This window comes from Nonomuraea sp. NPDC049419, assembly GCF_040676995.1.
Lineage (GTDB): Bacteria > Actinomycetota > Actinomycetes > Streptosporangiales > Streptosporangiaceae > Nonomuraea > Nonomuraea salmonea.
This window is the reverse complement of sequence record NZ_JBFAQB010000003.1, coordinates 65,129-91,190: the sequence shown is the minus strand read 5'-3', so window position 1 is coordinate 91,190 and position 26,062 is coordinate 65,129. Positions and strand designations below refer to the sequence as shown.

Sequence of the window (26,062 nt, the reverse complement as noted above, 5' to 3'; positions counted from 1 at the left end):
TTCCCGGCCCCCGACGTACGGCCCGCCGCCAGGCTACGGTCCGCCCCAGTACGGACCGCCCCCACAAGGACAGCCGCCGCAGGGACCACCCCAGTACGGGCAACAGCCTCCGTGCGGACAGGGGCCACCGCAGTACGGTGACCCCGCTCAGTTCGGCCCGCCATCTCAGTACGGACAATACGGCCAACAGGCCCAATTTCCACCACGAATAGACTCCAAAGCCATAAAGCCCAGCCGGTGGTGGCTGGTGGCCGTCTGGGGCGTGTTCGTGGCCTGTCTGGCGGGCGGCGGCGTGCTGTTCGCCACCGGTCTGGGCGGCGCGACCGACCTGGTGCCCAAGCAGACGTTCGCGTCCGGCGAAAGCGTCACGGTGACGGTCGACCCGGCCGAGAAGCCAGGCGTCTACCTCGCCAGCGACACCGCCGTCACCTACGACTGCTCGATCAGCGGCGAGGCCAAGCTGGCCAAGACCCCCGACCGGCGAACGGTGTCGGCCGGCGACGCCGTGTGGGAGCAGTTCCTGGTGATCAACGCGCCGGCCAAGGGCGACTACCAGCTCACCTGCGTCAACCAGGAAGAGGCCACCGTGCGCTACGGCGTCGGCCGCGACTCCTACTCCGTCGTCAACGGCGTCGCCGACGGCCTCATCGCCCTCGTGGTCCTGCCGGGCGCCGGGCTGCTCGCCGCCATCGCCGGCACGATCGTCGTCCTCATCCGCCGCAGCGGCGCGCGGAAGCGCCTTGCAGTGAGCGGGTGATTTGCTACGGTCCCCGTGTGTACGAGGGCGATGTACTGGCGGGAAATTGGCGGCGGCCGGGCAAGGGCAAGATCCCCAAGGTGCCCGCGGAACCTGACCTCGTCGTGGAGGACGCCGACAGCGGCTTCTGCGGCGCCGTGGTGGCCTGTGACAAGGAAGCCGTCACGCTGGAGGACCGGTTCGGCAAGCGCCGGCTCTTCCCGCTCGCGCCCGCGGCGTTCCTGCTGGACGGCCGTCCCGTGACCCTCGTACGCCCCACCGCCACCACCCCCACCGGCCCTCGGCGCAGCGCGTCGGGCTCGATCGCCGTCGAAGGGCTGCGGGCCAGGGTCGCCAGGCAGAGCCGCATCTACGTCGAAGGCGTCCACGACGCCGCCCTCGTCGAGAAGATCTGGGGCCACGACCTGCGGGCCGAAGGCGTCGTCGTCGAATACCTCGAAGGCGTCGACCACCTGCCCGCCATCGTCGATGAGTTCGGCCCCGAGCCGGGGCGGCGCCTCGGCGTGCTCGTCGACCACCTGGTGCCCGGCTCCAAGGAGAGCCGGATCGCCGCCGAGATCACCTCGCCCGACGTGCTCGTGGTCGGGCATCCGTTCGTCGACATCTGGCAGGCGGTCAAGCCGTCCGTGCTGCGCATCCCGGCCTGGCCCGACGTGCCGCGCGGGGTGCCGTGGAAGGAGGGCGTCATCGCCGCGCTGGGCTGGCGCATGGAGCCCGCCGAGGCGTGGCGGCGCATACTCGGCGCCGTCTCGACGTACACGGACCTGGAGCCGGCGCTGCTCGGCCGGGTCGAGGAACTGATCGACTTCGTTACGGAGGCCCCATGAGCCAGGACCCGACCCCGCCACCCGCCGACGACGACGCCACCCGCAGGTTCGCCCCGGCGGACGACGACGCCACCCGCAAGGTCACCCCGTCCGACCTGCCGCCGCCCGCGCCCGGCTCGGGCCCCCAACCCGGCCCGCCCCCGCCGTACGGACAACAACCCGGCTCCCCCCAGCAACCCGGCTCCACGCCCGGCTACCCACCGCAGCCCGGCTCCACCCCGGGTTACTCGCAGCAGCCCGGCTCCACCCCGGGTTACTCGCAGCAGCCCGGCTCGTCCGGCTACGGGCAGCAACCCGGGTCGGCGCCCGGTTATGGGCAGCAGCTCCCCTATGGGCAGCAGCCCGGGTCGGCGCCCATCTACCACCCGCAGCCGCCCAGCGGCTACGGCCTGCAGGGCCCCTACGGCGGTCCCGGCGGCTACGGGCCGCCCGGTGGTTACGGCCGGCCCGGCTATCCGCCGCCCCCGCCCGGCTACGGCTACCCGCAGGCCCCCGGCGAGCCCTACGTGCCCGGCCGCTTCGGCCCCCGCCCCGGCACCGACGACAACTCCATGGCGATGCTGGCCCACCTCCTCGGCCTGCTGGTCTCGTGGATCGGCCCGCTCATCATCTACGTGGTGCGCAAGGACCAGTCGCCCTACGTCAGGGACCAGGCGGCGGAGGCGCTGAACTTCCAGATCACCATGTTCATCGGCTACATCGTGTCCGCGTTCCTGATGCTGCTGTTCATCGGCTTCCTGCTGCTGCCGGCGGTCTTCGTCGTGTCGCTGATCTTCCATGTCCAGGCGGCGATGGCGACGTACCGGGGCGAGCGTTACCGCTATCCCCTCTCCATCCGCCTGATCACCTAGACCAGGAGGTCCCTGACCAGGGCGTCGGCCAGCAGCCGGCCCTGGAGGGTCAGCACCATGCGGCCCGCCTTGAACGGCTCGGGCTCCAGCAGCCCGCGCGCCAGGGCGCTCGCCACCACGGGCCGCGCGGCGGGCGCGACCTCGGCCAGCGGATGGCCGGACGACAGCCGCAGCTCCAGCATGAGGCGTTCGGCGTCGCGGTCGTCGTCCCCGAGCACCTCGCGGGCGTGCGCCGGCGAGTGGCCCGCGGCCAGGCGCTGGGCGTAGGCGGCGGGGTGTTTGACGTTCCACCAGCGGGTGCCGCCGACGTGGCTGTGGGCTCCTGGGCCGGCCGCCCACCAGTCGCCGCCGGTCCAGTAGAGCAGGTTGTGGCGGCAGCGGGCGTGGTCGGTGACGGCCCAGTTGGACACCTCGTACCACGCGAACCCGGCCGCGGACAGCAGCTCGTCGGCGATGAGGTAGCGGTCGGCGGCCACGTCGTCGTCGGGCATCGGCAGCTCGCCGCGCCTGATGCGCGCGGCCAGGCGGGTGCCCTCCTCGACGATCAGCGAGTACGCCGACACGTGGTCGGGCCCGGCCTCGATCGCCGCGCCCAGCGAGGCCCGCCAGTCGTCGTCGGACTCGCCCGGCGTGCTGTAGATCAGGTCGAGGTTGACGTGCTCGAACCCGGCCGCACGCGCCTCCCTGACGGCCGCGGCGGCCCGGCCCGGCGTGTGGCGGCGGTCGAGGACCTGCAGCACGTGCTCGCGCACGCTCTGCATGCCGAAGCTGATGCGGTTGAAGCCGCCGTGGCGCAGCTTCTCCAGCGACGAGGGATCGACCGACTCGGGGTTGGCCTCGGTGGTGACCTCGGCGTCCGGCCGCAGCCCGAACTCCGAGCCGAGCGCGGCCAGGATGCGTGCCAGGTCTTCGGGGGGCAGCAGGGTGGGGGTGCCGCCGCCGAAGAACACCGTCTCCACCGGCAGGTCGGTCTCGCCCAGGACGCGGCGCGCCAGGCGGATCTCCTCGATCACCGTGTCGGCGTAGTCGCGCTGTGAGGCGCCGGGGCCCAGCTCGGAGGCGGTGTAGGTGTTGAAGTCGCAGTAGCCGCAGCGGGTCAGGCAGAACGGCACGTGCACGTAGAAGCCGAACGGGCGCTCGCCGAGGCCGCGCAGGGCGCTGTCGGGCAGCTCGCCCGAGGTGGGCGCGGGATCGCCGTCAGGCAGGATGGATGGCACGTTTCCAGTGTGCCCGTCTCCCGCAGTGCTCCGGCCGGTGCGGGTCGTTGACGAGGGCTCAGGGCGGCTCTACGATCGCGTTCAACTTATAGGAAAGTTTCCTATTTGTAGCTGTCCGGGAGCGGCCCCGTGAAGAAGAAGATCCTCATCGCCCTGTCCGTCTTACTCGGGCTCACGCTGGTCTCCGTACCGGCCGAGGCCCGCACCGGGTTCAACCGGGTCGCGTACTTCATCCAATGGGGCGTCTACGGACGTGACTACCACGTCAAGGACGTGCACCTCAGCGGCGCCGCCGCCAAGCTCACCCACCTCAACTACGCGTTCGGGTTCGTGAACGGCGACGGCACCTGCTACTCCTCCGACCCGTGGGCCGACTGGCAGCGGCCCGTGCCCGCCGAGCAGAGCGTGGACGGCGCCGCCGACGAACCGGGACAGGCGCTCAACGGCAACCTCAACCAGCTCCGCAAGCTCAAGGCCAAGCACCCCAAGCTCAAGGTGATGATCTCGCTCGGCGGCTGGACCGGCTCCGCCGCGTTCTCCGACGCCGTGCTCACCGCCGAGTCGCGCTCCAAGCTCGCCTCCTCCTGCATCGACATGTGGCTGCGCGGCAACCTGCCCGGCCTCGAGCCCGGCGCCGCCGCGGGCGTCTTCGACGGCATCGACCTCGACTGGGAATGGCCCGGCTCGGCCGGCGCCGAGGGCAACGTGATCAGGCCCGAGGACAAGCGCAACTTCACGCTGTTCGTGACCGAGCTGCGCCGCCAGCTCACCGCGTTCTCGCGGAAGGCGCAGCTCAGCGCGTTCCTCCCGGCCGCCGCCGCCAAGATCGACGCGGGCTTCGAGGTACGCGAGGTCTTCAGGCAGCTCGACTTCGCCACCCTCCAGGGGTACGACCTGCACGGCACCTGGGAGCAGCAGACCGCGCACCACGCCAACCTGTTCACCGACCGGCGCGACCCCAGCCCGGTGAAGTACAGCGTCGACCAGACCGTCCGCGACTACCTCAAGCGCGGGGCGCCCGCACGCAAGCTCGTGGTCGGCGTGCCCGCGTACGGGCAGGGCTGGACCGGCGTCACCGACCGCTCCAAGGGCCTCTACCAGCCCGCCACCGGCCCCGCCCCCGGCAAGTGGGCCCCCGGCACCGAGGACTACAAGGACCTGGTGAACAAGCCGGGCCAGCGCCACCGCGACCTGCTCACCGGCGCCCTGTGGCTGTACGACGGCAACGAGTTCTGGTCGTACGACGATCCGGCGGTGATGCTGCAGAAGGCGGCGTACATCCGGTTGAAGGGGCTCGGCGGGTTCATGCTCTGGTCCATCGACCAGGACGACTCCCGCGCCTCCCTCACCTCCGCCCTCTCCAGCGTCCTCCGCTGACCCGGGCTCTCATGGGTGCGGACGATCCAGATCGAACGCCACATCGGCCAGCCGGATCGTCCGCACCTGCGGGTCCTTGAGCAACTCCCGCAGCTCGCGGACCGAGCTGAGCTCGTCCACGTAGGCGTGGGCGAGCCCGGCCCGCGACGCCTCCCGCAGCCGCTCCAGGCTCAGGTCGAAGGAGCGCAGGTTGGCGTCGTCGTGGTCACGCAGCAGCCCGACCCACGCCCGGAACTGCGGCAACCCGCCTCGGCACACCTCATCCGTGATGTCGCCCGCGCGATGGTCCGCCGTGTCGATCCAGTAGTCGAAGCCCCATGTGATCGGCAGCGACCCGGGCCTGCGTTCGTACACGACCCGTTCGGCGCAGGAGCCGTGGCGCCGTACGAACGCCTCGAACTCCGCCTCCCCCAACGGCCGCTCGAACTCCACCACCGCCAGCGCGCTCAGATCGGCCGGCAACCGGGCGAGCACCTCCTTCACCTCCGCCTTCCTCCCCAGCGTGGTGCCGACGTTGAACAACGACTGGGAGAGCCGGGTATTGGCGGTGTGACCGAGCGGCAACCGCCCGACCCGCCCGAAGAAGTCCTGACTGATCGAGTACGTCTGGCTCCCACCCGGCCACGCCCCGACCGGCCCCAGGGGACGGGCGGTCACCTCGAACGCCATGGAGACGGGCGTCGTCTCGCAACAGGGCCCGTTGTTCACGAGGTAGGCGGGGTTGTACATCTTGAACGCGGTCCCGAGCACGTCCATCATGCGACGTTCACGATCACCCCGCGTCTGCACCAGCGACGCCCCTTCGGTCACGACCACCGCGACCAGCGCCAGCACCGCCAGCACGCTGACCACCGTCCGCACCAGCCCTCGCCGGACAGCGCGCCTGGTACGCCTGGGATCAAAGTCCGGCATCGTGGGCAACTCCGGCAGGCTGCGTGCATCACCCGCCGCATCCGGCGCATCGAGCCGGCCAGGCGCGTCCGGCATATCGAGCGAACCAGTCGCGTCCGGCGCATCGAGCGCGCCAGGAGCATCCGGCGCATCGAGCGGGTCAGACGTATGTGACTGATCGTGCGGGCCAGGCGTGCCCGGCCTATCGGACGTGCTCATGCATCCTCCCCGTACAGGTCGGCGAAGGCGGCCCGCGCCCGCCACACCGCGGTCTTGATCGAGCTGTGTGACCTTCCGGTCATCGCGGCCACCTCAACCATCGAGAAGCCCTCGAAATAGACCAAGGTGAGCAGCCGCCGCTGCTGCTCGGGCAGCCGCTCCAGCGCGTCGCGCACATCCAGCGCGGCCACGTGCAGCGGCGGCACACCAAGCTCATCGGCGTCGGGCAGCGCGAGCTCCCGCCGGCTCCTGCGTACGTGATCGAGCAGCACGTTCCTGGCGATCGTGAGGAGCCACGCGGCCGCGCTCTCCCCTCGCCAGCCGAGCAGCGCCCTGGTCGCCTTGACGAAGGTCTCCTGCGCCAAGTCCTCGGCGAGATGCGGATCGCGGGTCCTGCGCAGAAGGAACCCGCACACGAGCGGCCAGTGCTCGCGATAGAGCTCCTCGATGATGTCGCCCCCCGAACGGTCTCAATGGTCATGTCACCAACAGACGCACCAAAACCCGCAATGGTCACACGAACCGAAACCGCACTAAGCCCGACCACTCACCCAGCCCTGCCACAGCCTCAACCTCCCGCCAGTGCCGACCGCGCGGCACAACCAAGCATCCGGGCCGCCCGCCCCCTAGGAACGGCCCCCATCGCGCAGCCCGGTCGCTGGGTCGTGTATCCACCCTTGGGTGGAGATCTGCGAAGCTCCACCCGCTGGTCGATCCGCCGCGACGGCCCCCGTCCCTACCGTCACGTGTCATGAACTCCGTCGAAACCGGCCTGCTGATCCTCCTGGTCCTCGCGTTCGTCATCTACCGCCAGTTCAAGACCCGCCCGGCCGACCGCTCCAGCATCTTCTACATCTCCGCCGTGGTGATCGTGATCGGTCTGGTCTCGGGCGGCCTCTTCGACCCCGACCACTTCGCCCTCAGCCTCGTCTTTCTCGCCGCAGAGGCGGTGATCGGCGTCGGACTCGGCATCCTGCGGGCGATGACCGTGCAGATCTGGACCGACGCCCAAGGAGCCGCCTGGTCCAAGGGGACGGTCTGGACTCTGCTGGCCTGGCTGGCCTCGATAGCCGTGCGCGTCATCGAGCAGGTCGCCGGCACCTCCATGGGACTGACCGTCACGACCGGCGGCATCCTGATCTTCGTCGGCCTGACCCTCGCCACGCAGGCGCTCGTGGTGTCGCGTCGCGCCCGTGCGCTTCCCGGGTCCGCCGCACGGTCCTATAACGTCGAAAGGTGATGCCCGTTACGTCCAGCCCCCTCTCCCGCATGCTGCGGCTGGGCGTGATCGTGCTGGTCGGCGCGGGACAGGCGCACACCGCACTCGTGTCCGGCCCGCCGAGCATCATCCTGAGCTCCGCCCTGGTGCTCACCCTCGCCGTGGCCCTGCTCCCCTTCAGGATCGCCGGCCGGAGGTCGGCGGACACGCCGATCCCGCTGATCGCCCTCGGCGCCGCCACGATCATCGCCGTCGCCCTGCACGAGCTGACCCCCAACAGCACCCCCGCCCTGGTCCTGCTCGCCTGCGTGGCCGCCGCCGGCCGCCGACCCCTCCCGCAGTCGCTGGCGATCGCCCTGACGGCGATCGTCAGCCTGCTGGTGGCGGGGGCGATCACCGGTGACGTCACCCGGAACCTGACCCTCGCCTTCAGCACCAGCCTGGTCTTCCTCGTCGCGTACGCGGCCAGGCAGCGCAAGGCCATCAGGCAGGCCGAGGCCAGGGAAGCGGTGCTCGCGGAACGGGCCAGGATCGCCAGGGAGCTCCACGACATCCTCGCCCACTCCCTGTCGGCCCAGCTCGTCCACCTGGAGGGCGCCAAGCTGCTCCTGCGCGCCGAACGCACCGACGAGGCCCTCGACCGCGTCACCCGCGCCCGCGACCTCGCGAAGTCGGGCCTGGAAGAGGCCAGGCGCGCAGTGGCCGCCCTACGGGAGGATCCACCAGAGCTCCCCACCGCCCTACGCCGGCTGGCCGAGGAATTCGAAAGCACCACCCACCACCCCTGCACCCTCCACATCTCCGGCCCCGAACACCGCCTCACCCCGGAAGCCGAGCTGGCCCTGACGCGAACGGCCCAGGAAGCCCTCACGAACATCCGCCGCCACGCCCCCGGCACCCCCGCGACCATCGGCCTGACCTTCTCCAGCACGTGGTGCGACCTCCGCATAACCAACCCCACCCCACCGACCCACCACCCACCGAACGGCTCCGCACCGGGACATCGCTCGCCCAGCGAAGGTGCGGCGCAGCAACGGTCGCCCAACGACGCTGGGGCGGAGCAACAGTCGCCGGGCGGCGGGCACGGCCTCATCGGCATGCGCGAACGCGCCGAACTCCTCGGCGGCACCCTCACGGCAGGCGCCGACGACCACGGCTTCACGGTCCACCTCAGGATCCCGGCATGACCCGAACAACCCCTACACCCAACCCTCCTTCCACGGCACCCGCGGCACCGGCCTTGACGAATCCACCTGCAGCCACCCTCGGCTCTGCCGCCCTGGCAATAGGCGCATCGCGCCCGACAGCGACCAGGCGGGACAAACCGGGCCCAGGAGGAGCTGCTGCTTATTGCGCTTCGATGGCTCAGGGGGTGGGCGGATGATTCGTGTCGTCGTGGCGGATGACCAGGCTGTGGTGCGGGAAGGGCTGGTGTTGCTGCTCGGTCTGCTGCCTGGGATCGAGGTGGTCGGGTCGGCGGCTGACGGTGCGGCGGCGTTGCGGCTGGTCGAGACGGAACGGCCGGACGTGGTGCTCATGGACCTCCGCATGCCGCGCATGGACGGCGTTGAGGCCACTCGCCGGGTCCGGGCCGCCCATCCCGGCACGCAGGTCGTGGTGCTCACGACATACTCGGACGACGAGTCGGTCTTTGCCGCGCTCAGGGCAGGTGCGCGGGGCTTCCTCACCAAAGACGCCGAGGCGGAGGACATCGCCAAGGCCCTGGCGACCGTGATGCGCGGGGACGCCCAGCTCGACCCCACCGTGCAGCGCCGCCTCCTGGACAGCATGTCCCCACCCAGCCCATCCTCGGCCGCCATGCCCCCAGCCACAACGCCTCCTTCCCCGGCGTCTCCGCCCACGACGGACCGGCCAGCCGTGCCCCCAGCCACAACGCCCCCCTCCTCGGCATCCCCGCCCACGACGGGCCGGCCGGCTTTGCCCTCTTCGGCCACGTCTCCCCCTGCCAAGCCCCTCCCCATGCCCCCTGGCGAGGCGCCTCCGCGCAGTGGGGCTGCTTCCCCTGCGCCGCCCTCACGTACGAGTGCCTTGGAGTCGCGGCAGCAGCATTCGGGTGGGCGGCGGACGCGCCGGAGTGGTGAGTCCCTTCCCGATGGCCTGACGCCGCGCGAGGGCGAGGTGCTGATGCTCATCGCCGACGGCCTCTCCAACGCGGAGATCGCCGCGCGTCTCTTCATCACGGAAGCCACGGTGAAGACCCACATCAACAACCTCTTCGCCAAGGCGGGGCTCAGGGATCGCGCGCAAGCCGTCACGTACGCCTACCGCCACGGCCTGGTCACCCCCGGCTGAGCCCATCTCCAGGACGCCCGCCAAGATGTCCGTTGAGCTGGGACTCCTCGTCGAATCCGGCGAGCTGTAAGAGCGTCTCCAACGCCGCCTGCCGAGTCTCCTCGACCGAGTCACCGCGTTCGCCGAAGCACTCGGCCGCCACGTCGAGCAACGTCGCCACCACCGCCGCGTCGGGATAGGGCACATCGACCAGGACGGTGCCGTCAGCCGCCTCCTCCCCCTCGCCCACGTGACGTCTCAGCAGCCGCCGTGTCTCCTCAGCCACGGCGACCCCAAGAACCGCTGCACGCTCGAATCGCTCAGAAGCAATCACGTCACCCTCCAGTCGCACAGGTGTTCGGAGAATGAAAAGTAGACGACGGCACCGACAAAATCCGCCCGCCAGTCCAGCCCGGGGTGCGGTTGAAGGATGCGGCGCGGGAGTTCGTGGTGGGTCGCGCGGCGGGCGGGGGCGTGCCCGGCCCGCTCAACGCCGCGCCGCCTGACGAACCCCCGGATGCGTCGGTGGGTGCGGCGGCGGAGACCCTTCGGCGGCTGTGGCGGCGAAGGGTCTCGGCCGCGCGGTTGCGCTGCTCGTCAGCTAGCCTCGAACCGTGCCAGACCCGATCATCTGCGTCGATTCCCTCTCGGTCGAGCTCGGCGGCAACCCGGTGCTCCGCGACCTGACGTTCACCGTGGCGCCGGGTGAGATCGTGGCCGTGGTGGGGCCCAACGGCTCCGGAAAGTCCACGCTGCTGCGCTGCCTGGCCGGGCTGCGGCCCGCCACCGCCGGTGGGGTACGGGTGTTCGGCGCGGCGCCGGTAGACGACGCCCGGTTCTGGGGCCGGGTCGCGCTGCTGGGCGATGAGCCCGCCTGGTATCCGGGGCTCACCACCCGCGAGCACCTGGAGCTGATGGGCGCCGTGCACCGTGCCGCGCGGATGACCGTGGACGCGGCGCTGGAGATGTTCGCGCTGGTGGAGCGGGCGGACGCGGCCCCGCTGAATCTGTCGACCGGTCAGCGCCAGCGCCTCGCCCTCGCCGCCGCCCTGCTCAGGCCGAGCGAGCTGCTGCTCCTCGACGAGCCGGAACGCGGGCTCGACGTCGAGTTCCGGGCCGCCCTGGGCGATCTGCTCGACGAGTACGCCTCCGAGGGCGGCACCGTCGTCCTGGCCACCCACGACCAGGACCTCGCCGGCCACGGCCGCCGCGTCCTCCCGTCAGGTGCCCCCGCATGACCGGCCTCTCCTTCGAGGATCGACCGATGAGCGAGTCCGGCGTGCGGGCCGTTCGCGCGTACCTGCGCTCCCATGGCCCCGCCCCCGCCAGCCTCCTCGACCGGTACGTCACCGGGTTCTGCCTGCTCATGGCCGTCATGGTGCTCGGGCACCCGCTGGCCGGGGTGTTCGCGGGACTGGCGGGCCCGGTCGATCCAGGCAGGATGGGAGCGGGTGCGGCGCTGCTCTCGCTCGCCCTGGCCGGCTTTCTGGCGGGCGCGCGGACGGCGGGCCCCGTGGTGCTGAACGGGCCTGACGCCTCGTGGCTGCTGCTCTCCCCGCTCAACCGCCGGGACCTGCTGGCCCGTCCGGCCAGGACGCTGGGCGTGGTGGCGCTGGTGGCGGGCCTGCTGTTCGGGGTGGGCCTGCTGGCGGTGCTGGGTGCGCCGGATCAGCTCGTGTGGCGGGTGCTCGCCGCGCTCGTGCTCGGCGTGGCGACGACCGTGGGCGGGATGGCGCTGGCGGTACTCGGGCAGGCGGCGCAGGGGTGGCATCCGGCGCAGACTGGACAGCCGGGGCAGGCACCACATACGGGGCGGGCGTGGCAACTCTGGCTGACCCTGGCGATCGTCGCACTGCTGGCGCTGGCGGCGGTGGCGGTGACGAACCAGTTGCGCACGGTGCTGACCGTGGCGGCGCATGCCCCGTTGTCACCCCTGGCCGCCACGGCAACCGGAGCGGTCGTGACGGCGGGGCTGCTGGCCCGGCACGCCTGGCGTTCGCTCGACCGCATCCCCGCCCGTACGCTCACGACCGCCTCCACCCGAGCCGGGCACGTGGCGAGCGCCACCGCGTCGCTGGACACCAGCGCGCTCACCTGGATCGTCGAGGACAACCACTGGCGCGCCAGGAAACTCGGCTCCCGTCGCTGGCCGCGGCTGTCCGGGCCGCTCGCGCCCGCCTGGCAGGACTGGCGGCGCCTGGCCCGCAGGCCGGGATGGCTGGCGACGATCGCGGGAACGTCGGTGCTGCCCGCGGTCCTCGGTCAGGCGGGCGCTCCCCCGGCGGCGGTCGCGATCGCGGTCCTGGCGGGCGGGCTGGCCGTGGCAGCGACGGCCGCCTCGGGTGCCCGCCGCGACGCCGACAACCCGGCCCTGGCCAGGCTCATCGGAACCGCACACCGCCCCACGCTGGCGGCCCGCGCGGTGCTGCCCGCCCTGCTGAGCGGCACGTGGACGTCCCTGGCCCTCCTCCTGACCGGCCTGGGCGGCCTGGGCGGCCTGGGCGGCGCCGCGAACCTGCCCCTGAGTGACGTAGCGCCCCTGGGGCTGGTGGTCGCGCCCGCTCTGGCGGCGGCGGCGCTCCGCATGGCCAGGCGCGCGCCGGTCGACCACTCGATGCCGATCATCGAGACCCCGGGCGGCCCGATCCCCACCGGTGTGCTGAAGTGGGCGGCCACGGGCCCCGACCTGGCGTTGATCGGCTCGCTGCCCGCCCTGATCGCCCTCACCACTCCGGGCGTCGCCACGGCCCCCTACCTGGCGGCTCAAGCCGTCTGGAGCACGGTGGTGCTGGCGGGATACGTCTGGCGCAGCAGAGCACGATAAGGGGGGCGGTTCAGGCCACGTACAGGTCGCTCGGGACGCCCCCGTACGGAATGGTGCGATCCCGCCGCATGCCGGCCCGCTCCGCGACCTTCCGCGACGGCTCGTTGATGTCGCGGATGACCGCGACCACGGTCCCCAGTGACTTCCCCACGTCGAGGGCCGCCCGGGCGAGCTCCAGCGCATAGCCGTGCCCCCACGCGGAGGGCCGGAACCGGTAATAGAGGTTGAGCATGTGCCGCCCGTCCACGATGGCGTGCCGCAGCCCGCCGAAGCCCAGCACGTGGGAGTCGCCGAGCGGCCGCGCGGCCCAGTAGCCGAGGCCGCGTTCGTCCCAGTCGTCGAGCCACAGGCCGAGCATGGCCCGGCTGGACTCGATGTCGGTGACGGGTCCGCTGGGATGGTAGATGCTGGTGCGCGGGTCGGAATGGATCTCGTGTACGGCGTCCAGATCGTCAACCGTCACCCGAGACAGGACCATACGCGCCGTCTGCACCCTTTCCATGCCTTCAGGGTATTTCGCCGGGGCGGGCGGGCGGCACGAGCCCCGGCGAACCCCTACTTCTTGGCCTTCTCGCCGCCGGAGTCGGTGGACAGCGCGGCGACGAAGGCCTCCTGGGGCACCTCGACCCGGCCGACCATCTTCATCCGCTTCTTGCCTTCCTTCTGCTTCTCCAGCAGCTTCCGCTTACGGGAGATGTCACCGCCGTAGCACTTGGCGAGGACGTCCTTACGGATGGCGCGGATGTTCTCGCGGGCGATGACCCTGGCCCCGATGGCGGCCTGGATCGGCACCTCGAACTGCTGCCGCGGGATCAGCTCGCGCAGCTTCTTGGCCATGTCGACGCCGTAGGCGTACGCCTTGTCCTTGTGGACGATCGCGCTGAAGGCGTCGACCGCCTCACCCTGCAGCAGGATGTCGACCTTGACCAGGTCGGCCTCCTGCTCGCCCGCGGGCTCGTAGTCGAGCGAGGCGTAGCCGCGGGTGCGCGACTTGAGCTGGTCGAAGAAGTCGAAGATGATCTCGCCGAGCGGCAGCGTGTAGCGGATCTCGACGCGGTCTTCCGACAGGTAGTCCATGCCGAGGAGCTGGCCGCGCCGCCCCTGGCAGATCTCCATGATCGCGCCGATGAACTCGGCGGGCGCGAGGATCGTGGACTTGGTGACCGGCTCGAAGACCTGCGCGATCTTGCCGCCGGAGGGGAACTCGGACGGGTTGGTGACCGACAGCTCCTTGCCGTCCTCCATGACCACGCGGTAGATGACGTTGGGCGCGGTGGAGATGAGCGACAGCCCGAACTCGCGCTCCAGCCGCTCGCGCACGATCTCCATGTGCAGCAGCCCGAGGAACCCCACGCGGAAGCCGAACCCGAGCGCCGCCGACGTCTCCGGCTCGTAGACCAGGGCGGCGTCGTTGAGCTGCAGCTTGTCGAGTGCCTCGCGCAGCTCGGGGTATTCGTCGCCGTCGATCGGATAGAGCCCGGAGAACACCATGGGCTTGGGGTGCTCGTAGCCGGCCAGCATCTCGCCCGCGGGCTTGGCGGCCGAGGTGACGGTGTCGCCGACCCGCGACTGGCGGACGTCCTTCACTCCGGTGATGAGGTAGCCCACCTCGCCGACGCCGAGCCCGAGCTCGGCGGGCTTGGGCTCGGGCGAGATGACGCCGATCTCGAGCGTCTCGTGGGTGGCGCTGGTCGACATCATGAGGATGCGCTCGCGCTTGCCGAGGTGGCCGTCCACGACGCGGACGTACGTCACCACGCCGCGGTAGGTGTCGTAGACGGAGTCGAAGATGAGCGCCCGCGCGGCCTGGTCGGCCCGGCCGACGGGCGCGGGCACGGTCTGGACCACGTGGTCGAGCAGCTCGCGCACGCCCTCACCGGTCTTGCCCGACACCTTGAGCACGTCGGAGGGGTCGCACCCGATGAGCCCCGCCAGCTCCTCGGCGAACTTCTCCGGCTGCGCCGCCGGCAGGTCGATCTTGTTGAGGACGGGGATGATGTGCAGGTCGGCGTTCATGGCCAGATAGAGGTTGGCCAGGGTCTGCGCCTCGATGCCCTGGGCGGCGTCGACCAGCAGGATGGCCCCCTCGCACGCCTGCAGCGAGCGCGACACCTCATAGGTGAAGTCGACGTGGCCGGGCGTGTCGATCATGTTGAGCACGTGACCGTCCCACGGCAGCCGCACGGCCTGCGACTTGATCGTGATGCCGCGTTCGCGCTCGATGTCCATCCTGTCGAGGTATTGCGCCCGCATGGTGCGGTCGTCGACCACGCCGGTGATCTGCAGCATCCGGTCGGCAAGCGTCGACTTGCCATGGTCGATATGCGCGATGATGCAGAAGTTGCGGATCAACGCGGGGTCGGTCTGGCCAGGCTGAGTGCGCACCGAAGTCCGTTTCGACAGGGTTGAGGTCAAGCAGTCTTCCATGGTGACATGCCCGGGTGATTGCCCGAACCGTCATCCGCCGCGGCCTGCGCCTGATCGCGCTTGCCTTGGCCGTCCTGGTCGCGCTGGCCGGCCTGCTCGCCGCAGCGCTCCGCCTCCAGTTTACCGGTGCGCCGGCGGCCTGGGCGAAGAGCACAGGCAACGACGCCCTCTGGCTCGGCCACGCGTGGGTGGACGGCCGCCGCACGGAGCGCGACCTGGAGCAGCTCGCCGTACGGCTGCGCACGACAGGCGTCAAGGACCTGTACGTCCACTCCGGCCCGTTCGAGGCGGACGGCCGATTAGATCCCGCTAAATACCCCAACGCCGGAAATTTCGTCCAATGGGTACGAAAACACCTCCCCGGCCTCCGCGTCTCCGCCTGGCTCGGCCAGAAGGTGGACGGCACCCTCGACCTCGACGACCCCCGCTCCCGCACGAACGTCCTGGCCGGCGTCGCCGCCATCATGAACCAGGGCTTCGACGGCATCCACTACAACTTCGAGCCCATCGGCGACGGCGACACCGAGTTCCTGGAGCTGCTGGAGCGGACGAGGCGACACACCCGACTGCTGTCGACCTCGACCCCGCAGCTGGAGCCCTACTGGGGCCTGCGCCTGGCCGCCAGAGCCGCGCTGGGCCACGACAAGTACTGGTCGCAGGGCTACTTCCAGGAGGTCGCCGCCCGGGTCGACCAGGTGGCGGTCATGACGTACGACTCCTTCACCCCGCTCCAGTCCCTGTACGGCGGCCACGTCGCCCGCCAGGCCAGGCTCGCGCTGGACCTGGTGCCGCAGGACAAGACCCTCTACGTCGGCGCGCCCGCGTACCACGACCACGGCGTACCCTGGCTGGACGGAGCCGAGAGCGTGGCGATGGCCGCGGAGGGCGCCCGGCTGGCGCTGACCGACCACGGCAGGCGCGAGCGCTTCGGCCTGGCCCTCTATGTCGACTTCGCCGCGACGGAAGAGGACTGGCACGAGTACATGACACGGTGGCGTTGATTTGAGCAGCCGCCTCGGTTATTGGTAGCCTGGGCTACTGCGTGTGGCGCGCCCTCTCTCGAGCCCGCGCGCCCCATCCATCACTCAGACTTTCACCGAGGCTTCTTCGTGGCGAACATCAAGTCCCAGATCAAGCGCAACAAGCAGAACGAGAAGGCTCGCCTGCGCAACAAGGCGGTCAAGTCGTCCCTGAAGACGGCCGTCCGCAAGTTCCGCGAGGCCGCCGAGCAGGGTGACGTCGAGCAGGCCGTGGCCCTTCAGCGGGTCGCCGCCCGCCAGCTCGACAAGGCCGTGAGCAAGGGCGTCATCCACAAGAACCAGGCCGCCAACCGCAAGTCCGCGATCGCCAAGCAGGCCGCGGCGCTGGCCGCCAAGTAAGCAGCGACGCCGCGGCAGCGGCTACGGCGCTTCTCGACGCCGCACTCCACGTGTCCGGAGTGCGGCGTTCTTGTCGTCTCTGGAGCCGTTTTGTCACGGTTTCGATATCACACAGCCGTATCGGGTGAGTCACCGTTGCAGAGATCACCTTGCCCGCCACCTGCGCCATCCCCGAAGGTGCACTAAACACGACAAAGGGGGATGCATGCGGGGGCCGTTGGTCGTCAAAAGGGCGCTCAGCGAGCCGCTGCTTCTCCTGGCCGCGTTCGGGTCGATCCTGCTCGCCACCACCACGCTGGTGGCGCTCACCATGTACGCCTCCTCCATCGCCGACGCGGGCGTCCGCAGGACGATGGAGACGGCCTCCTACGAACAGATCGCCGCCACGGTCAGCGCCCCCGTCACGGCCAAGACGTTCCCCGAGTTCGACAAGGCCGTGCGCGCGGAGCTGACCGGCGCCTACACCCGCCCGCCCGAGCTGAGCACCAGCTTCCGCTCCGACTCCTACACCATGCCGGGCCAGGAGAGCAGGCAGCGGCCCGAGCTGCTGCGCTTCGGCAGCTACGACGGCCTCGACCGGCAGGCGCGGCTGGTCAGCGGCGCCTGGCCGCAGCCGGGCGACGACCCGGTGCAGGCGGTCATCTCGCTGCCGGCGGCCTCGGAGACCGGGTTCAAGGTCGGGCAGGAGTTCACCACGCGCGGCCGGCTCGACAGCCGTCCCGTGCGGGTGCGCGTGGTCGGCGTGTTCCAGCTCGACGACCCGTTCGGGGCGCGCTGGGCGGGCGAGCAGCTGCTCAGCCGGGGCGTCGAGCGCGGCGACTTCACCACGTACGGGCCGCTGATGGTGCCCCGCGAGACGTTCGTCGCCCGCTTCGCCACCAGCGTGAACGCCACCTGGACCGCCGTCCCCGACCTGCGCGCGCTCACCCCCGAGCAGCTGCGCCCGATGGCCGGCGCGGTCGCCGGCCTGGAGCAGCGGCTGAAGGCGGCCGGCTGCGGCAGCTGCGTGGCCGCGAGCCACCTGCCCGACATCCTCACCCAGCTCGACACCGCCTCACTGGTGGCCCGCTCCACGATGCTGATCCCGGTGCTGCAGCTGCTGTTGCTGGCCGCGTACGCGCTGATGCTGACCGCGCGGCTGCTGGCCGACCACCGCCGCATGGAGGTGGCGCTGCTGCGCTCGCGCGGCGCGGGAACCGTGCGGCTGGCGGTGCTGGCGGGCGGTGAGGCACTGCTGGTGGCCTTGCCGTGCGCGGTGATCGCGCCGTTCCTCGGCCCGCCGCTGCTGGCCGCGATCAACCGGCTGCCGTGGATCGAGGCCGCCGGGGTGCGGCTGTCGCCGTCGGCCGACCTGGGGACGTTCCTGGTGTCGTTCGGGGTGGCGCTGGCCGCGGCCGTGCTGCTGATGGCGCCGGCGCTGGCCGGGGCGCGGCGGACGTACGTGGAGGAGCAGGCGGCGCGCGGGCGCGGCGGCGGGCGCGGCCTCATCGAACGGGCGGGCGCCGACCTCGCGCTGCTGGTCGTGGCCGGGCTCGCCATCTGGCAGCTGCAGCGCTACGGCGCTCCCGTGACCACGACGGCCACCGGCGGCCTGGGCATCGACCCCCTGATCATCTCCGGGCCCGCGCTGGCCCTGCTCACCGGCGGCATGCTGGGGCTGCGGCTGGTGCCGCGGGTGTCCAAGCTGGCCGAGAAGATCACCTCCAGGCGGCCCGCGCTCGCCCCCGCGCTCGGCGCCTGGCAGGTGAGCCGGCGCCCGCTCAAGTACGCCGGGCCCGCGCTGCTGCTCACGATGGCCATCGCGATCGGCATCGTGTCGCTCGCGACCGCAGCGACCTGGCGTACGTCCCAGCTCGACCAGGCCCGCCACCAGGCCGGAGCCGATCTGCGGCTGTCAGGGCCGCCGGACGGTCCCGAGCTGGGCTCGCTCGGGCGCGGCACCGCCTTCACCACGCTGCCCGGCATCGGCGCCGCATCGCCCGGCTTCCGCGGGCAGGCGGATGTCGGCGGCGAGAACGCGATGCTGGTCACGCTCGACGCGAGCAAGCTCGGCGAGCTGTTCCACCTGCGCCCCGACCTGTCGGAGCAGCCGGTGAGCGAGCTGTCGCGGACGCTGGCCGGCAGCCGTACGGACCGGCTCCAGCTGCCGGGGAAGCCCGCCAGACTCACCGTGAACGCCGAGGCGAGCGACGAGGTGGCGGCGCGGCTGGTGCTCACCGACGCGCTCGGCGTCTGGCGGGACGTGCCGCTCGGCGTCCTCAAGGCGGGCACCAGCCAGGTCGAGGTGGACCTGCGGGCGCTGGCCGGGCGGAAGGGGCAGATCACCTACCCGGTGTCGCTGCTCGGCGTGATCGCCGGGGCGCCCTCGGGCAGCGCGACGCTCAAGGTGACCGGGCTGAGCGCCGACGGTCAGCAGGTGGCCGCGCCGCCACTGACGATGGAGGCCGAGCTCAGCAGCGCCGCGACGTTCGTCCAAGGAGCGCAGCCGGGGCCGATGCCGGTGGTGCTGACCGGCGACCTGGCCGCCGCGCTCAAGCTCTCCCCCGGGCAGTCGGGGCGGGTCAGCATCGACCGCCGGGTGCTGCAGGTGAAGGTCGCGGGCGTCGTCGAGAGCATGCCGACCACCACGGCCGGGCAGCAGGCCGTACTCGCCGACTGGGAGACGATGCAGGCGTACGAGCTGGCCCTGGCCCAGCCACCGAGGCCCGCCACCGAATGGTGGCTGGGCACCGACGACCCAGGCGCCGCCACGGCCGCGCTCAAGAGCCACCCCGAATGGGACGTCACCGTGCTCGACCAGCGCGCACTCGCCGCCACCCTCCAGGACGACCCGCTGGCCAGCGGGCTCCAGGGGGCGCTCATGCTGGGCTTCCTCGCGGCGCTGGTGTTCGCGGCGCTCGGCTTCCTGGTGAACGCGGCCGTCGCGGCGCGTGAGCGGCTGGCCGAGTTCGCGATCCTGCGGGCGCTCGGAGTGAGCCCGCGGCAGGTGTTCGGGATGCTGGCCATGGAGCAGGCGTTCGTCGTCGGGCTGTCGCTGCTGGCCGGCACCGGGCTCGCGATCGTCGTGGGCGAGCTGGTCGTGCCGCACATCGTGCTCACCGGGCAGGCCGCGGCCGTCACGCCCGGGGTGCTGCTCGACATCCCCTGGGCGGCGACCGCCCTCATGCTGGTGCTGGTGACGGCGGTGCTGTTCGCGATCCTCGCCGGGCTGGCACGCACCGTACGCGGCCAGGGCCTCAGCCTTCGGGAGGAACAGTGAGGACGTGGCTGCTCGCCCGGGTCCACCTGGGCCCGCTGGCCGTGCTCTTCGCGCTGACGTTGAGCGCCTGCCTGCTGGTCGCCGGGCTGCCGCGGGCCACGGAATCGGCGTACGACCAGGCGTTGCAGCGCGCGCTGACCGGCGCGCCCGGCGTGCAGACCGACCTGACGGTCACCGTCGGGTCCTGGTCACCGGCGCTCGACCTGCGCGAGCGCGCCCAGTTCGACACCCGCGACCGCCTCTGGCACGAGATCCTGCCCGCCGGGCTGCGTCCCCTCGTGACCGGGCCCGGCCACTCGAGCGCCAAGACCACGCTCACCCCCATCGCCGGCACCGGCGGCTCCTCCTACCTCAACGTGGGCTGGCTGTCCGACGCCGACCAGCGCGTCGAATGGGTGCGCGGCCGCGCCCCCGGCGCGCCCTCGACCATGCGGTACGAGGGCGAGACGATCCCCGTGTTCGAGGCCGGGATCGCCGATGAGGCCGAGCGGGAGATGGGCCTCGGCATCGGCAAGACCACGGTGATCGGCGAGCACGACTACGCCGCCGTCAAGATCGTCGGCATCTTCCGCGCCAAGCAGCCCGACGACCGCTACTGGTCGCACCACAACGACCTCCTGCACGTGCTGAAGCAGCAGCCGCCGGGCAGCCTCGACTTCGAGAAGCACGCCACGGCCCTGCTGTCCGACGCCGGGCTGGCCGTCCTGAGCGGCGAGGGACGCAACCTGGCCTACCGGTGGACGCTGCCGCTCGACCCCCGAGGGGCGACCGCGCTGGCCGTTCCGGGGCTGCTCAACGACGTCGCCGAGTTCGGCCGGGTCGTGGACGTGCAGTCGAACGGGCCCGTCAGCCCGTACCGGCTGGAGACCGGGCTGCCCAACCTGCTCACCGGGTTCCAGGCGGAGCTGTCCACCGCGCAGACCGTGATGTCCCTCGTGCTCGGCGGGCTGCTGGCGGTCGCGCTCGGCGTGATCGTGCTGGCCCTGCAACTGCTGGCCGACCGGCTCGACCACACGTTGTCGCTGGCCAGGGCCCGTGGCGGGTCTCTGGGGCAGGTGGCCCGCACGGCGGCCGGGCTGACCGCCGTCGCCGTCGTGCCGGGGGCCGTCGCGGGGTACGCGCTGTCGTACCTGGTGCCGGGGCCCGTGCTGCCGATCGTGCACGCGGGGCCGGTGTTCGTGGTGCTGGTGGCCGTCGGCTTCGCCGCCGCACGGCTCGCGCTGGCCCACCGCACCCCCTTGCACGAGCGGCGCGAGGACGTCGCCGCCGCGCGCCCGTCCGCCCGGCGGATCACGCTGGAGGTGCTCATCGTCGTGCTGGCCGTGGCGGGGGCGTACCTGCTGCGGGCCAGAGGGCTGAGCGCGTCGGCGGGGCAGGACCCGTTCCTGCTGGTGGTGCCGGTCGCGCTGACCGTGGCGGCGGCGCTGGTCACGTTGCGCTGCTACCCGTACCCGCTGCGGCTGATCGTCAGGCTGGCCGCGCGCGGGCGGGCCGCGGTGCCGTTCCTGGGGCTGACCAGGGCGGCGCGGGCGCGGGCCGCCGCCGTCATGCCGGTGCTGATCCTGCTGCCCGCGCTGGCCGTGTCGGTCTTCGCCGCCGTCGTCACCGACGGCATCGCCGGCACCCAGCGGCTGGCGTCCTGGCAGCAGACCGGCGCGCCGATCAAGATGACGTCCGAGATCGAGATCCCGGCCGAGACGATCGACAAGATCCGCGCGGTGCCCGGCGTCGAGCAGGTCGTGCTCGCCCAGCGGGGCCAGGTCCAGGTCGGGTACGGCGCCGAGCGGGCCGAGGCGCTCGCCGTGGACGTCGCCCAATGGCGCTCGATCCTGGCCGACGCGCCCGTGAGCGTGCCGCCGCTGTCGGAAGGCGTGCTGGTCTCCCCCGAGCTGCGCGGGCGCGGCACGCTCGACCTCGGCTGGCAGTCCCGGCTCAAGCTGCCCACCCGCGGCGTCGTCGAGTCGGTGCCCGGCTTCTTCACCAAGGGCAAGTTCCTCATCGTGCCGATCGGCGTCCAGCTGCGCCCCGCCGTGAACACGCTGCTCATCAAGGGCGACGCGGACGTGGCCGAGCTGGCCGCGCTCGCGCCGTCGGCCACCGTCATCTCCCAGGAGGGCGCGCTGGCCGCCATCCAGGACGACCCGCTGACCAGCACCGTACGCACGACGCTGGCCATCGTGACCGCCGCACTGGCCGGTTACGCGCTGCTCGCCGTCGTCCTGACGCTCATCGTCGGCGCGGCCGACCGCGCGAGGGCGGTCTCCTTCCTGCGTACGCTGGGCCTGTCCGACCGGCAGGCGCAGCGGCTCACCGTCCTGGAGATCATGCCCATGATCATCGTCACCGCGCTGGCCGGTCTGTGCCTCGGCCTGGCGCTGCCCGCCGCGCTCGGGCCCGGCGTCGACCTGTCGTCCTACGCCGGTGACCTGCCCGTCGGCGACTACTCACCCGACCCCGTCCTGCCCAGCGCGCTGGCCGCCGGGCTCGCCGTCGTCGCCGTGCTCGGCGCGTACGTCCACACCGCCATCAGCCGCCGCCGCAGTCTCGGCGCCGTCCTTCGAGTGGGGGACCTCACATGAACCCGACCCTGTCCGAGCTGGAAGCCAAGGCCACGAAGGAGAAGGCCGCGTTCGGCGGGGACGCGCACATCGTGTGCGACAACCTCGTCCGCATCTACAAGACCGAGGGCGTCGAGGTCGTCGCGCTGCAGGGTCTCGACCTCGTCATCGACAAGGGCGAGCTGGTCGCCATCGTCGGCGCCTCGGGGTCCGGCAAGTCCACGCTGCTCAACGTGCTGTCCGGGCTCGACGTGCCGACCGCGGGCGTGGCCAGGGTGGCCGGCATGGACCTGCTGTCGATGACCGCGCGCGACCGGCTGCGCTACCGGCGTTCCGTGGTGGGCTTCATCTGGCAGCAGACGGCGCGGAACCTGCTGCCGTACCTGACCGCCAAGGAGAACGTCGAGCTGCCGATGAAGCTGGCCGGCAAGCTCCGCCGCGAGCGCGCCGGCGAGCTGCTCGACCTGCTCGGCGTCGCCTCCTGCGCCGACCGGAGGCCGCCCGAGATGTCCGGCGGGCAGCAGCAGCGCGTCGCCATCGCCGTCGCCCTGGCCAACTCGCCGCAGCTCATCCTCGCCGACGAGCCGACGGGCGAGCTGGACAGCGAGACGTCCGAGCAGGTCTTCGAGTCGCTGCGCACCGCCAACAGGGAGCTGGGCGTGACCGTCGTCATCGTCACCCACGACCCGCTGGTGGCCGAGCAGGTGGACCGCACCGTCGGCATCCGCGACGGGCGCACCAGCAGCGAGACCGTACGCCGCGAGGGCGCGGAAGGGCAGATCATCGCCGAGGAGTACGCCGTACTCGACCGCGTCGGACGCCTCCAGCTCCCGCGCGACTTCATGAACGCCCTGGAGATGGAACGGCGCGTGCGCCTCGAACTCGAATCCGACCACATCGGCGTGTGGCCCGCCCGAGAGGAGCCGTCCGAATGAGTCAGTCGCCCCTGGTCGAGGTCGAAGGGCTGCGCAAGGTCTACCGCACCGGGCCCAAGGAGGTCGTGGCGCTGCGGGACGTGTCGTTCTCCGTCTTCCCCGGAGAACTCGTCGCGCTGCGCGGGCGGTCGGGGTCCGGCAAGACCACGCTGCTCAACCAGATCGGCGGCCTGGACAAACCGGACACCGGCCGGGTGGTCGTGGACGGGCGTGAGATCACCGCCATGTCCGAGGACGAGCTGCTCGCCGTGCGGCGTGACGTCGTCGGGTTCGTGTTCCAGTCGTTCGGGCTGATCCCCGTCCTGTCGGCGGCCGAGAACGTGGGCGTGCCGATGCGGCTGATGCGCGCGCCCGCAGCCGAGCGCGAGGCCAGGGTCCGCATGCTGCTCGCGCTCGTCGGGCTTGAGCAGCACGTCAACCAGCGGCCGTACGAGCTGTCCGGCGGGCAGCGGCAGCGCGTCGCCATCGCCCGCGCCCTGGCGAACCGGCCCCGGCTGCTCGTGGCCGACGAGCCGACCGGGCAGCTCGACTCGCAGACCGGGCGGCAGATCATGGAGCTGCTGCGGGCGCTCGTCCGCAGCGAGGGGGTCACGGCGCTGGTCGCCACCCATGACCCGAGCTTGATGACGGTGGCGGACCGGGTGCTGGAGATCAGCGACGGCGTCGTCCACGAGGCCGCCCTGACCTGAGACGGTCATCCGCGCTCGCCGGCCCCGGTCACCTCCGCCGGACGCGTCCCGGCGCCCAGGCGATGGCGATGAGGTTGGCGGCGGCGACCAGCACGCCGCCCACGACCGCCGGCGCGGCGATCCCGGCCACCCCGGCCAGCGGCGCGGCCACCGCCAGCCCGAACGGCCGCGACGCGAACGAGATCAGCTGATCGAACGACCGCACCCGCCCCAGCGCGCTCTCCGGAACCTCGTCGGCCACCACCGTCTCCCACAACGGGCTGAGCAGCCCCAGCCCGAACAGCGCCACGGCGTAGGCCCCTGCCATGACCGGCAGCGGCGCCCCGGCCGCCAGCGCCGCCATCGGGAACACGTAACAGGCCGCCCCGATCTGCACGACGACCAGGGGCCGCCGGACCGGCAGCCGAGGTGCCAGGAACACGCCCAGCACCATCCCGACGGTGCCGCACTGCAGGATGAGCGCCCAGCTCGCCTCACCGCCCAGATCCCGTACGGCGACGACCGGCCCCAGCGTCAGGAACAGCCCGGCCATGAAGTGCCACACGCCGTGCCCGACCACGCACGCCACGAACCACGGCCGCCTGCCGATCTCCCGCCACCCTTCGACCAGCTCCGGCCCGAACCCAAGCCCCCGGGCCGCCGGCTCCCGCCCGACCGGGAGCGGCCGGCGAACACCACCAGACCCCACCGTCAGGCCCGGCGCCCGAACACTTCCGGACCCTGGCGCCAGGACCCGTGACCGGACACCACCGGACTCCGGCGCCCGAACACCACCGGACTCCGGCGTCCGAACACCACCGGACTCCGGCGCCAGGACCGGCGAGCGGACACCGCCGAGCGTCAATGCCGAGCACGCGAACACCACAGCCGTGACCCCCGCCGCCCACCCAGGCCCGGCGACCACCGTGATCGTCCCGGCGATCGCCGGCGCGGCCACCGCCGACAGGCTCGTCACCACCCCGATCCGCGCGTTCACCCGCAACCGGTCCGGCCCGGGCACCACCGCCACCACGAGCCGCGGCACCGCAGGACTCCCGAAGGCGATCGCCACCCCCGCCACCGCCGACAACACCACGAAATCGGCCACCCGATAGACACCGAGCAGCAGTTCCCCGGCGATGACCGCCTGCGACAGGCACCGGGTCAGGTCGGCGAGAAGCACCACCCGCGCGGGCCTGACCCGATCGGCCAGCACCCCGCCCACCGGCAGCAACACCAGCAACGGAACCAGCTCGGCCGCCAGCACCAGACCGAGCTCTCCCTCACCACCCCCGGCCCGCAGCACCGCCAGCGTCAAAGTGGTCGGAATGAGCGCCGTGCCCAGCGCTGACAGGCATCGCCCGATGAGAAGCCGCATCACCATGCCGGTGACAATATTTCGTTACCGAACATTACGTCAACGAATTAATCACTGCCCTATGCTCCCAGGCATGGAGGACTCGGTCGATCGTCACCTGGCCCGCTGGCGCGGCAAGGCCCCCTTCGACGAACGGGTGGAGGCGATCGTGACCCGCCTGCAGTTCCTGGTGAAACACATCGCCCACACCAAGGAGGCGGCCCTGTCGGAGGTGGGCATGCAGGACTTCGAGTTCGAGACCCTGCACCGCCTCGTCGCCCGCGGGGGCGTGGCGACGCCGTCGGAGCTGGCCGCCGACCTCCTCCTGTCGCCGGCGGGCATGACGGGCCGCCTCGACACGCTGGAACGCTCAGCGCTCGTACGCCGGGTCCGCAGCACCGAGGACCGCCGCCGGGTGGACGTGGAGCTCACCTCGAAGGGCCACGACCTGTGGATGGAGGCCATGACCATCCGCGCCGAGGTCGAAGCCTCCATGGTCAACGCACTGTCCCCCGAGGATCAGGCCCACCTGGACGGCCTCCTCAAAACGCTGCTCCACCACGCCGAAACCACCCGTTAGCCCGTACTCATGCGTCGAGCTGATGATCCGCCCAGACGTAGGTGACCGGCAGCAACTCAGCGACAGGCACCATCCGAAGACCGTTCGAGGTGCCGACGATGACCTTGATCTCCGGGAAATAATCGAGCAGAAGCTGCCGGCACCGCCCACACGGCGGCACGACACCACGATCACGATCCCCCACGGCGACCATGACATCCAGGTCGTAGATCCCCTGCCCAGCCGCCGTACCGACGACGACCATCTCGGCACAGGGCCCACCGGTGAAGTGATAGACGTTCACCCCGGTAACGATCCGCCCATCCCGAGCCCGAGCAGCAGCCGCCATGGTGTGCTCGTCTCCCCGGCACCGAGTGGCCGCAACGTGCGCCGCCGCCCGCACCACCTCATCGTCAACCCACTCGCCACGCCCGGCCATCACCAGC

At 71.7% G+C, this 26,062-nt stretch carries 23 protein-coding genes and 2 pseudogenes; 17 read left to right on the top strand and 8 right to left on the bottom strand.

Annotated elements, in window-relative coordinates; genetic code table 11:
* Positions 1-247 precede the first annotated feature (247 nt).
* Genes AB0K12_RS10510 through AB0K12_RS10500 form a run of 3 tightly spaced genes read left to right on the top strand, consistent with a single transcriptional unit; the run spans position 248 to position 2,435 of the window.
* Entirely contained in the window at positions 248-757 is a 510-nt protein-coding gene (locus AB0K12_RS10510) for a hypothetical protein (RefSeq protein WP_364558016.1), read from the top strand.
* A gap of 17 nt (positions 758-774) precedes the next feature.
* Positions 775-1,584: a DUF3097 domain-containing protein gene (locus AB0K12_RS10505; RefSeq protein ID WP_364558013.1), complete on the top strand. Its 810-nt coding sequence runs from the start codon at positions 775-777 to the stop codon at positions 1,582-1,584.
* Complete coding sequence (locus AB0K12_RS10500) at positions 1,581-2,435, top strand: DUF4870 domain-containing protein (RefSeq protein WP_364558010.1); 855 nt, start codon at positions 1,581-1,583, stop codon at positions 2,433-2,435. Before AB0K12_RS10505 ends, AB0K12_RS10500 begins: the two co-directional genes overlap by 4 nt.
* Here the strand turns inward: AB0K12_RS10500 and hemW are convergent.
* A complete protein-coding gene (gene hemW, locus AB0K12_RS10495) occupies positions 2,432-3,652 on the bottom strand; it encodes a radical SAM family heme chaperone HemW (protein WP_364558007.1) in 1,221 nt (406 codons plus the stop codon). The two genes, AB0K12_RS10500 and hemW, sit on opposite strands and share 4 nt — an antisense overlap.
* 129 nt (positions 3,653-3,781) lie before the next feature.
* On the opposite strand from hemW, the gene AB0K12_RS10490 reads away from it, so the two are divergent.
* Positions 3,782-5,029 (top strand): glycoside hydrolase family 18 protein, encoded by a 1,248-nt coding sequence (locus AB0K12_RS10490; protein ID WP_364558005.1) that lies wholly within the window; start codon positions 3,782-3,784, stop codon positions 5,027-5,029.
* A gap of 9 nt (positions 5,030-5,038) precedes the next feature.
* Here the strand turns inward: AB0K12_RS10490 and AB0K12_RS10485 are convergent, their stop codons facing one another.
* Together AB0K12_RS10485 and AB0K12_RS10480 are read right to left on the bottom strand one after the other, a co-directional pair.
* The gene (locus tag AB0K12_RS10485; RefSeq protein ID WP_364558002.1) at positions 5,039-5,890 is read right to left on the bottom strand and encodes a hypothetical protein; all 852 of its coding nucleotides are present in this window, start codon (positions 5,888-5,890) and stop codon (positions 5,039-5,041) included.
* A 245-nt stretch (positions 5,891-6,135) separates the two neighbouring features.
* The gene (locus AB0K12_RS10480; RefSeq protein ID WP_364559807.1) at positions 6,136-6,588 is read right to left on the bottom strand and encodes an RNA polymerase sigma factor; all 453 of its coding nucleotides are present in this window, start codon (positions 6,586-6,588) and stop codon (positions 6,136-6,138) included.
* A 302-nt stretch (positions 6,589-6,890) separates the two neighbouring features.
* Here AB0K12_RS10480 and AB0K12_RS10475 point away from each other — a divergent pair, with 302 nt between their 5' ends.
* From AB0K12_RS10475 to AB0K12_RS10460, 4 genes and pseudogenes are all read left to right on the top strand, one after another.
* Positions 6,891-7,379 carry a hypothetical protein gene (locus AB0K12_RS10475; RefSeq protein ID WP_364558000.1) on the top strand — a complete coding sequence of 163 codons (489 nt, stop codon included), beginning with the start codon at positions 6,891-6,893 and terminating at the stop codon, positions 7,377-7,379.
* A complete protein-coding gene (locus tag AB0K12_RS10470; protein ID WP_364559804.1) occupies positions 7,379-8,545 on the top strand; it encodes a sensor histidine kinase in 1,167 nt (388 codons plus the stop codon). Before AB0K12_RS10475 ends, AB0K12_RS10470 begins: the two co-directional genes overlap by 1 nt.
* 193 nt (positions 8,546-8,738) lie before the next feature.
* Positions 8,739-9,071 (top strand): annotated as a pseudogene (locus tag AB0K12_RS10465) (response regulator transcription factor); the annotation flags it as partial.
* Between the two features lie 396 nt (positions 9,072-9,467).
* Positions 9,468-9,671 (top strand): annotated as a pseudogene (locus AB0K12_RS10460) (response regulator transcription factor); the annotation flags it as partial.
* Here AB0K12_RS10460 and AB0K12_RS10455 read toward each other — a convergent pair.
* Positions 9,658-9,936 (bottom strand): hypothetical protein, encoded by a 279-nt coding sequence (locus AB0K12_RS10455; RefSeq protein ID WP_364557997.1) that lies wholly within the window; start codon positions 9,934-9,936, stop codon positions 9,658-9,660. The pseudogene AB0K12_RS10460 and the gene AB0K12_RS10455 overlap by 14 nt on opposite strands.
* Before the next feature lie 328 nt (positions 9,937-10,264).
* Between AB0K12_RS10455 and ccmA the strand changes: the two genes are divergently transcribed.
* Positions 10,265-10,888, top strand: a complete 624-nt coding sequence (gene ccmA, locus AB0K12_RS10450; protein WP_364557994.1) for a heme ABC exporter ATP-binding protein CcmA — start codon at positions 10,265-10,267, stop codon at positions 10,886-10,888.
* Positions 10,889-10,914: 26 nt separating this feature from the next.
* Complete coding sequence (locus AB0K12_RS10445) at positions 10,915-12,474, top strand: DUF6297 family protein (RefSeq protein WP_364557992.1); 1,560 nt, start codon at positions 10,915-10,917, stop codon at positions 12,472-12,474.
* Between the two features lie 10 nt (positions 12,475-12,484).
* Here the strand turns inward: AB0K12_RS10445 and AB0K12_RS10440 are convergent, their stop codons facing one another.
* Positions 12,485-12,952, bottom strand: coding sequence for a GNAT family N-acetyltransferase (locus AB0K12_RS10440; RefSeq protein ID WP_364559801.1), 468 nt, complete (start codon positions 12,950-12,952; stop codon positions 12,485-12,487).
* Between the two features lie 77 nt (positions 12,953-13,029).
* The gene (lepA, locus tag AB0K12_RS10435) at positions 13,030-14,901 is read right to left on the bottom strand and encodes a translation elongation factor 4 (protein WP_364557990.1); all 1,872 of its coding nucleotides are present in this window, start codon (positions 14,899-14,901) and stop codon (positions 13,030-13,032) included.
* A 14-nt stretch (positions 14,902-14,915) separates the two neighbouring features.
* Between lepA and AB0K12_RS10430 the strand changes: the two genes are divergently transcribed.
* The 6 genes from AB0K12_RS10430 to AB0K12_RS10405 all read left to right on the top strand — a co-directional run bounded on the left by AB0K12_RS10430 (position 14,916) and on the right by AB0K12_RS10405 (position 23,721).
* Positions 14,916-15,902, top strand: coding sequence for a glycoside hydrolase family 18 protein (locus tag AB0K12_RS10430; protein ID WP_364557987.1), 987 nt, complete (start codon positions 14,916-14,918; stop codon positions 15,900-15,902).
* Between the two features lie 108 nt (positions 15,903-16,010).
* Positions 16,011-16,280, top strand: coding sequence for a 30S ribosomal protein S20 (gene rpsT, locus AB0K12_RS10425; RefSeq protein WP_113700875.1), 270 nt, complete (start codon positions 16,011-16,013; stop codon positions 16,278-16,280).
* A 205-nt stretch (positions 16,281-16,485) separates the two neighbouring features.
* Positions 16,486-19,539, top strand: coding sequence for an ABC transporter permease (locus tag AB0K12_RS10420; RefSeq protein ID WP_364557983.1), 3,054 nt, complete (start codon positions 16,486-16,488; stop codon positions 19,537-19,539).
* On the top strand, positions 19,536-22,118 hold the full coding sequence (locus AB0K12_RS10415) for an FtsX-like permease family protein (protein WP_364557981.1): 2,583 nt from the start codon (positions 19,536-19,538) through the stop codon (positions 22,116-22,118). Before AB0K12_RS10420 ends, AB0K12_RS10415 begins: the two co-directional genes overlap by 4 nt.
* Entirely contained in the window at positions 22,115-23,032 is a 918-nt protein-coding gene (locus AB0K12_RS10410) for an ABC transporter ATP-binding protein (protein WP_364557978.1), read from the top strand. Before AB0K12_RS10415 ends, AB0K12_RS10410 begins: the two co-directional genes overlap by 4 nt.
* Complete coding sequence (locus tag AB0K12_RS10405; RefSeq protein WP_364557975.1) at positions 23,029-23,721, top strand: ABC transporter ATP-binding protein; 693 nt, start codon at positions 23,029-23,031, stop codon at positions 23,719-23,721. The genes AB0K12_RS10410 and AB0K12_RS10405 overlap by 4 nt, the downstream gene beginning before the upstream one ends.
* Positions 23,722-23,749: 28 nt before the next feature.
* Here AB0K12_RS10405 and AB0K12_RS10400 read toward each other — a convergent pair whose 3' ends face one another.
* Complete coding sequence (locus AB0K12_RS10400; protein ID WP_364557972.1) at positions 23,750-25,084, bottom strand: MFS transporter; 1,335 nt, start codon at positions 25,082-25,084, stop codon at positions 23,750-23,752.
* A 67-nt stretch (positions 25,085-25,151) separates the two neighbouring features.
* Here AB0K12_RS10400 and AB0K12_RS10395 point away from each other — a divergent pair, with 67 nt between their 5' ends.
* Positions 25,152-25,637: a MarR family transcriptional regulator gene (locus AB0K12_RS10395; RefSeq protein ID WP_364557969.1), complete on the top strand. Its 486-nt coding sequence runs from the start codon at positions 25,152-25,154 to the stop codon at positions 25,635-25,637.
* 7 nt (positions 25,638-25,644) lie between these two features.
* On the opposite strand, the gene AB0K12_RS10390 is transcribed toward AB0K12_RS10395, so the two are convergent.
* A complete protein-coding gene (locus AB0K12_RS10390) occupies positions 25,645-26,055 on the bottom strand; it encodes a cytidine deaminase (RefSeq protein ID WP_364559798.1) in 411 nt (136 codons plus the stop codon).
* Between the last annotated feature and the right edge of the window lie 7 nt (positions 26,056-26,062).

What these genes read in the sequence shown, in the direction of transcription:
- AB0K12_RS10500 (WP_364558010.1), top strand. Translation starts at nt 1,581, where the DNA reads ATGAGCCAGGACCCGACCCCGCCACCCGCCGACGACGACGCCACCCGC.
- AB0K12_RS10475 (WP_364558000.1), top strand. Translation starts at nt 6,891, where the DNA reads ATGAACTCCGTCGAAACCGGCCTGCTGATCCTCCTGGTCCTCGCGTTC.
- AB0K12_RS10470 (WP_364559804.1), top strand. Translation starts at nt 7,379, where the DNA reads ATGCCCGTTACGTCCAGCCCCCTCTCCCGCATGCTGCGGCTGGGCGTG.
- AB0K12_RS10445 (WP_364557992.1), top strand. Translation starts at nt 10,915, where the DNA reads ATGAGCGAGTCCGGCGTGCGGGCCGTTCGCGCGTACCTGCGCTCCCAT.
- AB0K12_RS10440 (WP_364559801.1), bottom strand. Translation starts at nt 12,952, where the DNA reads ATGGTCCTGTCTCGGGTGACGGTTGACGATCTGGACGCCGTACACGAG.
- lepA (WP_364557990.1), bottom strand. Translation starts at nt 14,901, where the DNA reads ATGGAAGACTGCTTGACCTCAACCCTGTCGAAACGGACTTCGGTGCGC.
- AB0K12_RS10420 (WP_364557983.1), top strand. Translation starts at nt 16,486, where the DNA reads ATGCGGGGGCCGTTGGTCGTCAAAAGGGCGCTCAGCGAGCCGCTGCTT.
- AB0K12_RS10410 (WP_364557978.1), top strand. Translation starts at nt 22,115, where the DNA reads ATGAACCCGACCCTGTCCGAGCTGGAAGCCAAGGCCACGAAGGAGAAG.
- AB0K12_RS10405 (WP_364557975.1), top strand. Translation starts at nt 23,029, where the DNA reads ATGAGTCAGTCGCCCCTGGTCGAGGTCGAAGGGCTGCGCAAGGTCTAC.
- AB0K12_RS10400 (WP_364557972.1), bottom strand. Translation starts at nt 25,084, where the DNA reads ATGGTGATGCGGCTTCTCATCGGGCGATGCCTGTCAGCGCTGGGCACG.
- AB0K12_RS10395 (WP_364557969.1), top strand. Translation starts at nt 25,152, where the DNA reads ATGGAGGACTCGGTCGATCGTCACCTGGCCCGCTGGCGCGGCAAGGCC.
- AB0K12_RS10390 (WP_364559798.1), bottom strand. Translation starts at nt 26,055, where the DNA reads ATGGCCGGGCGTGGCGAGTGGGTTGACGATGAGGTGGTGCGGGCGGCG.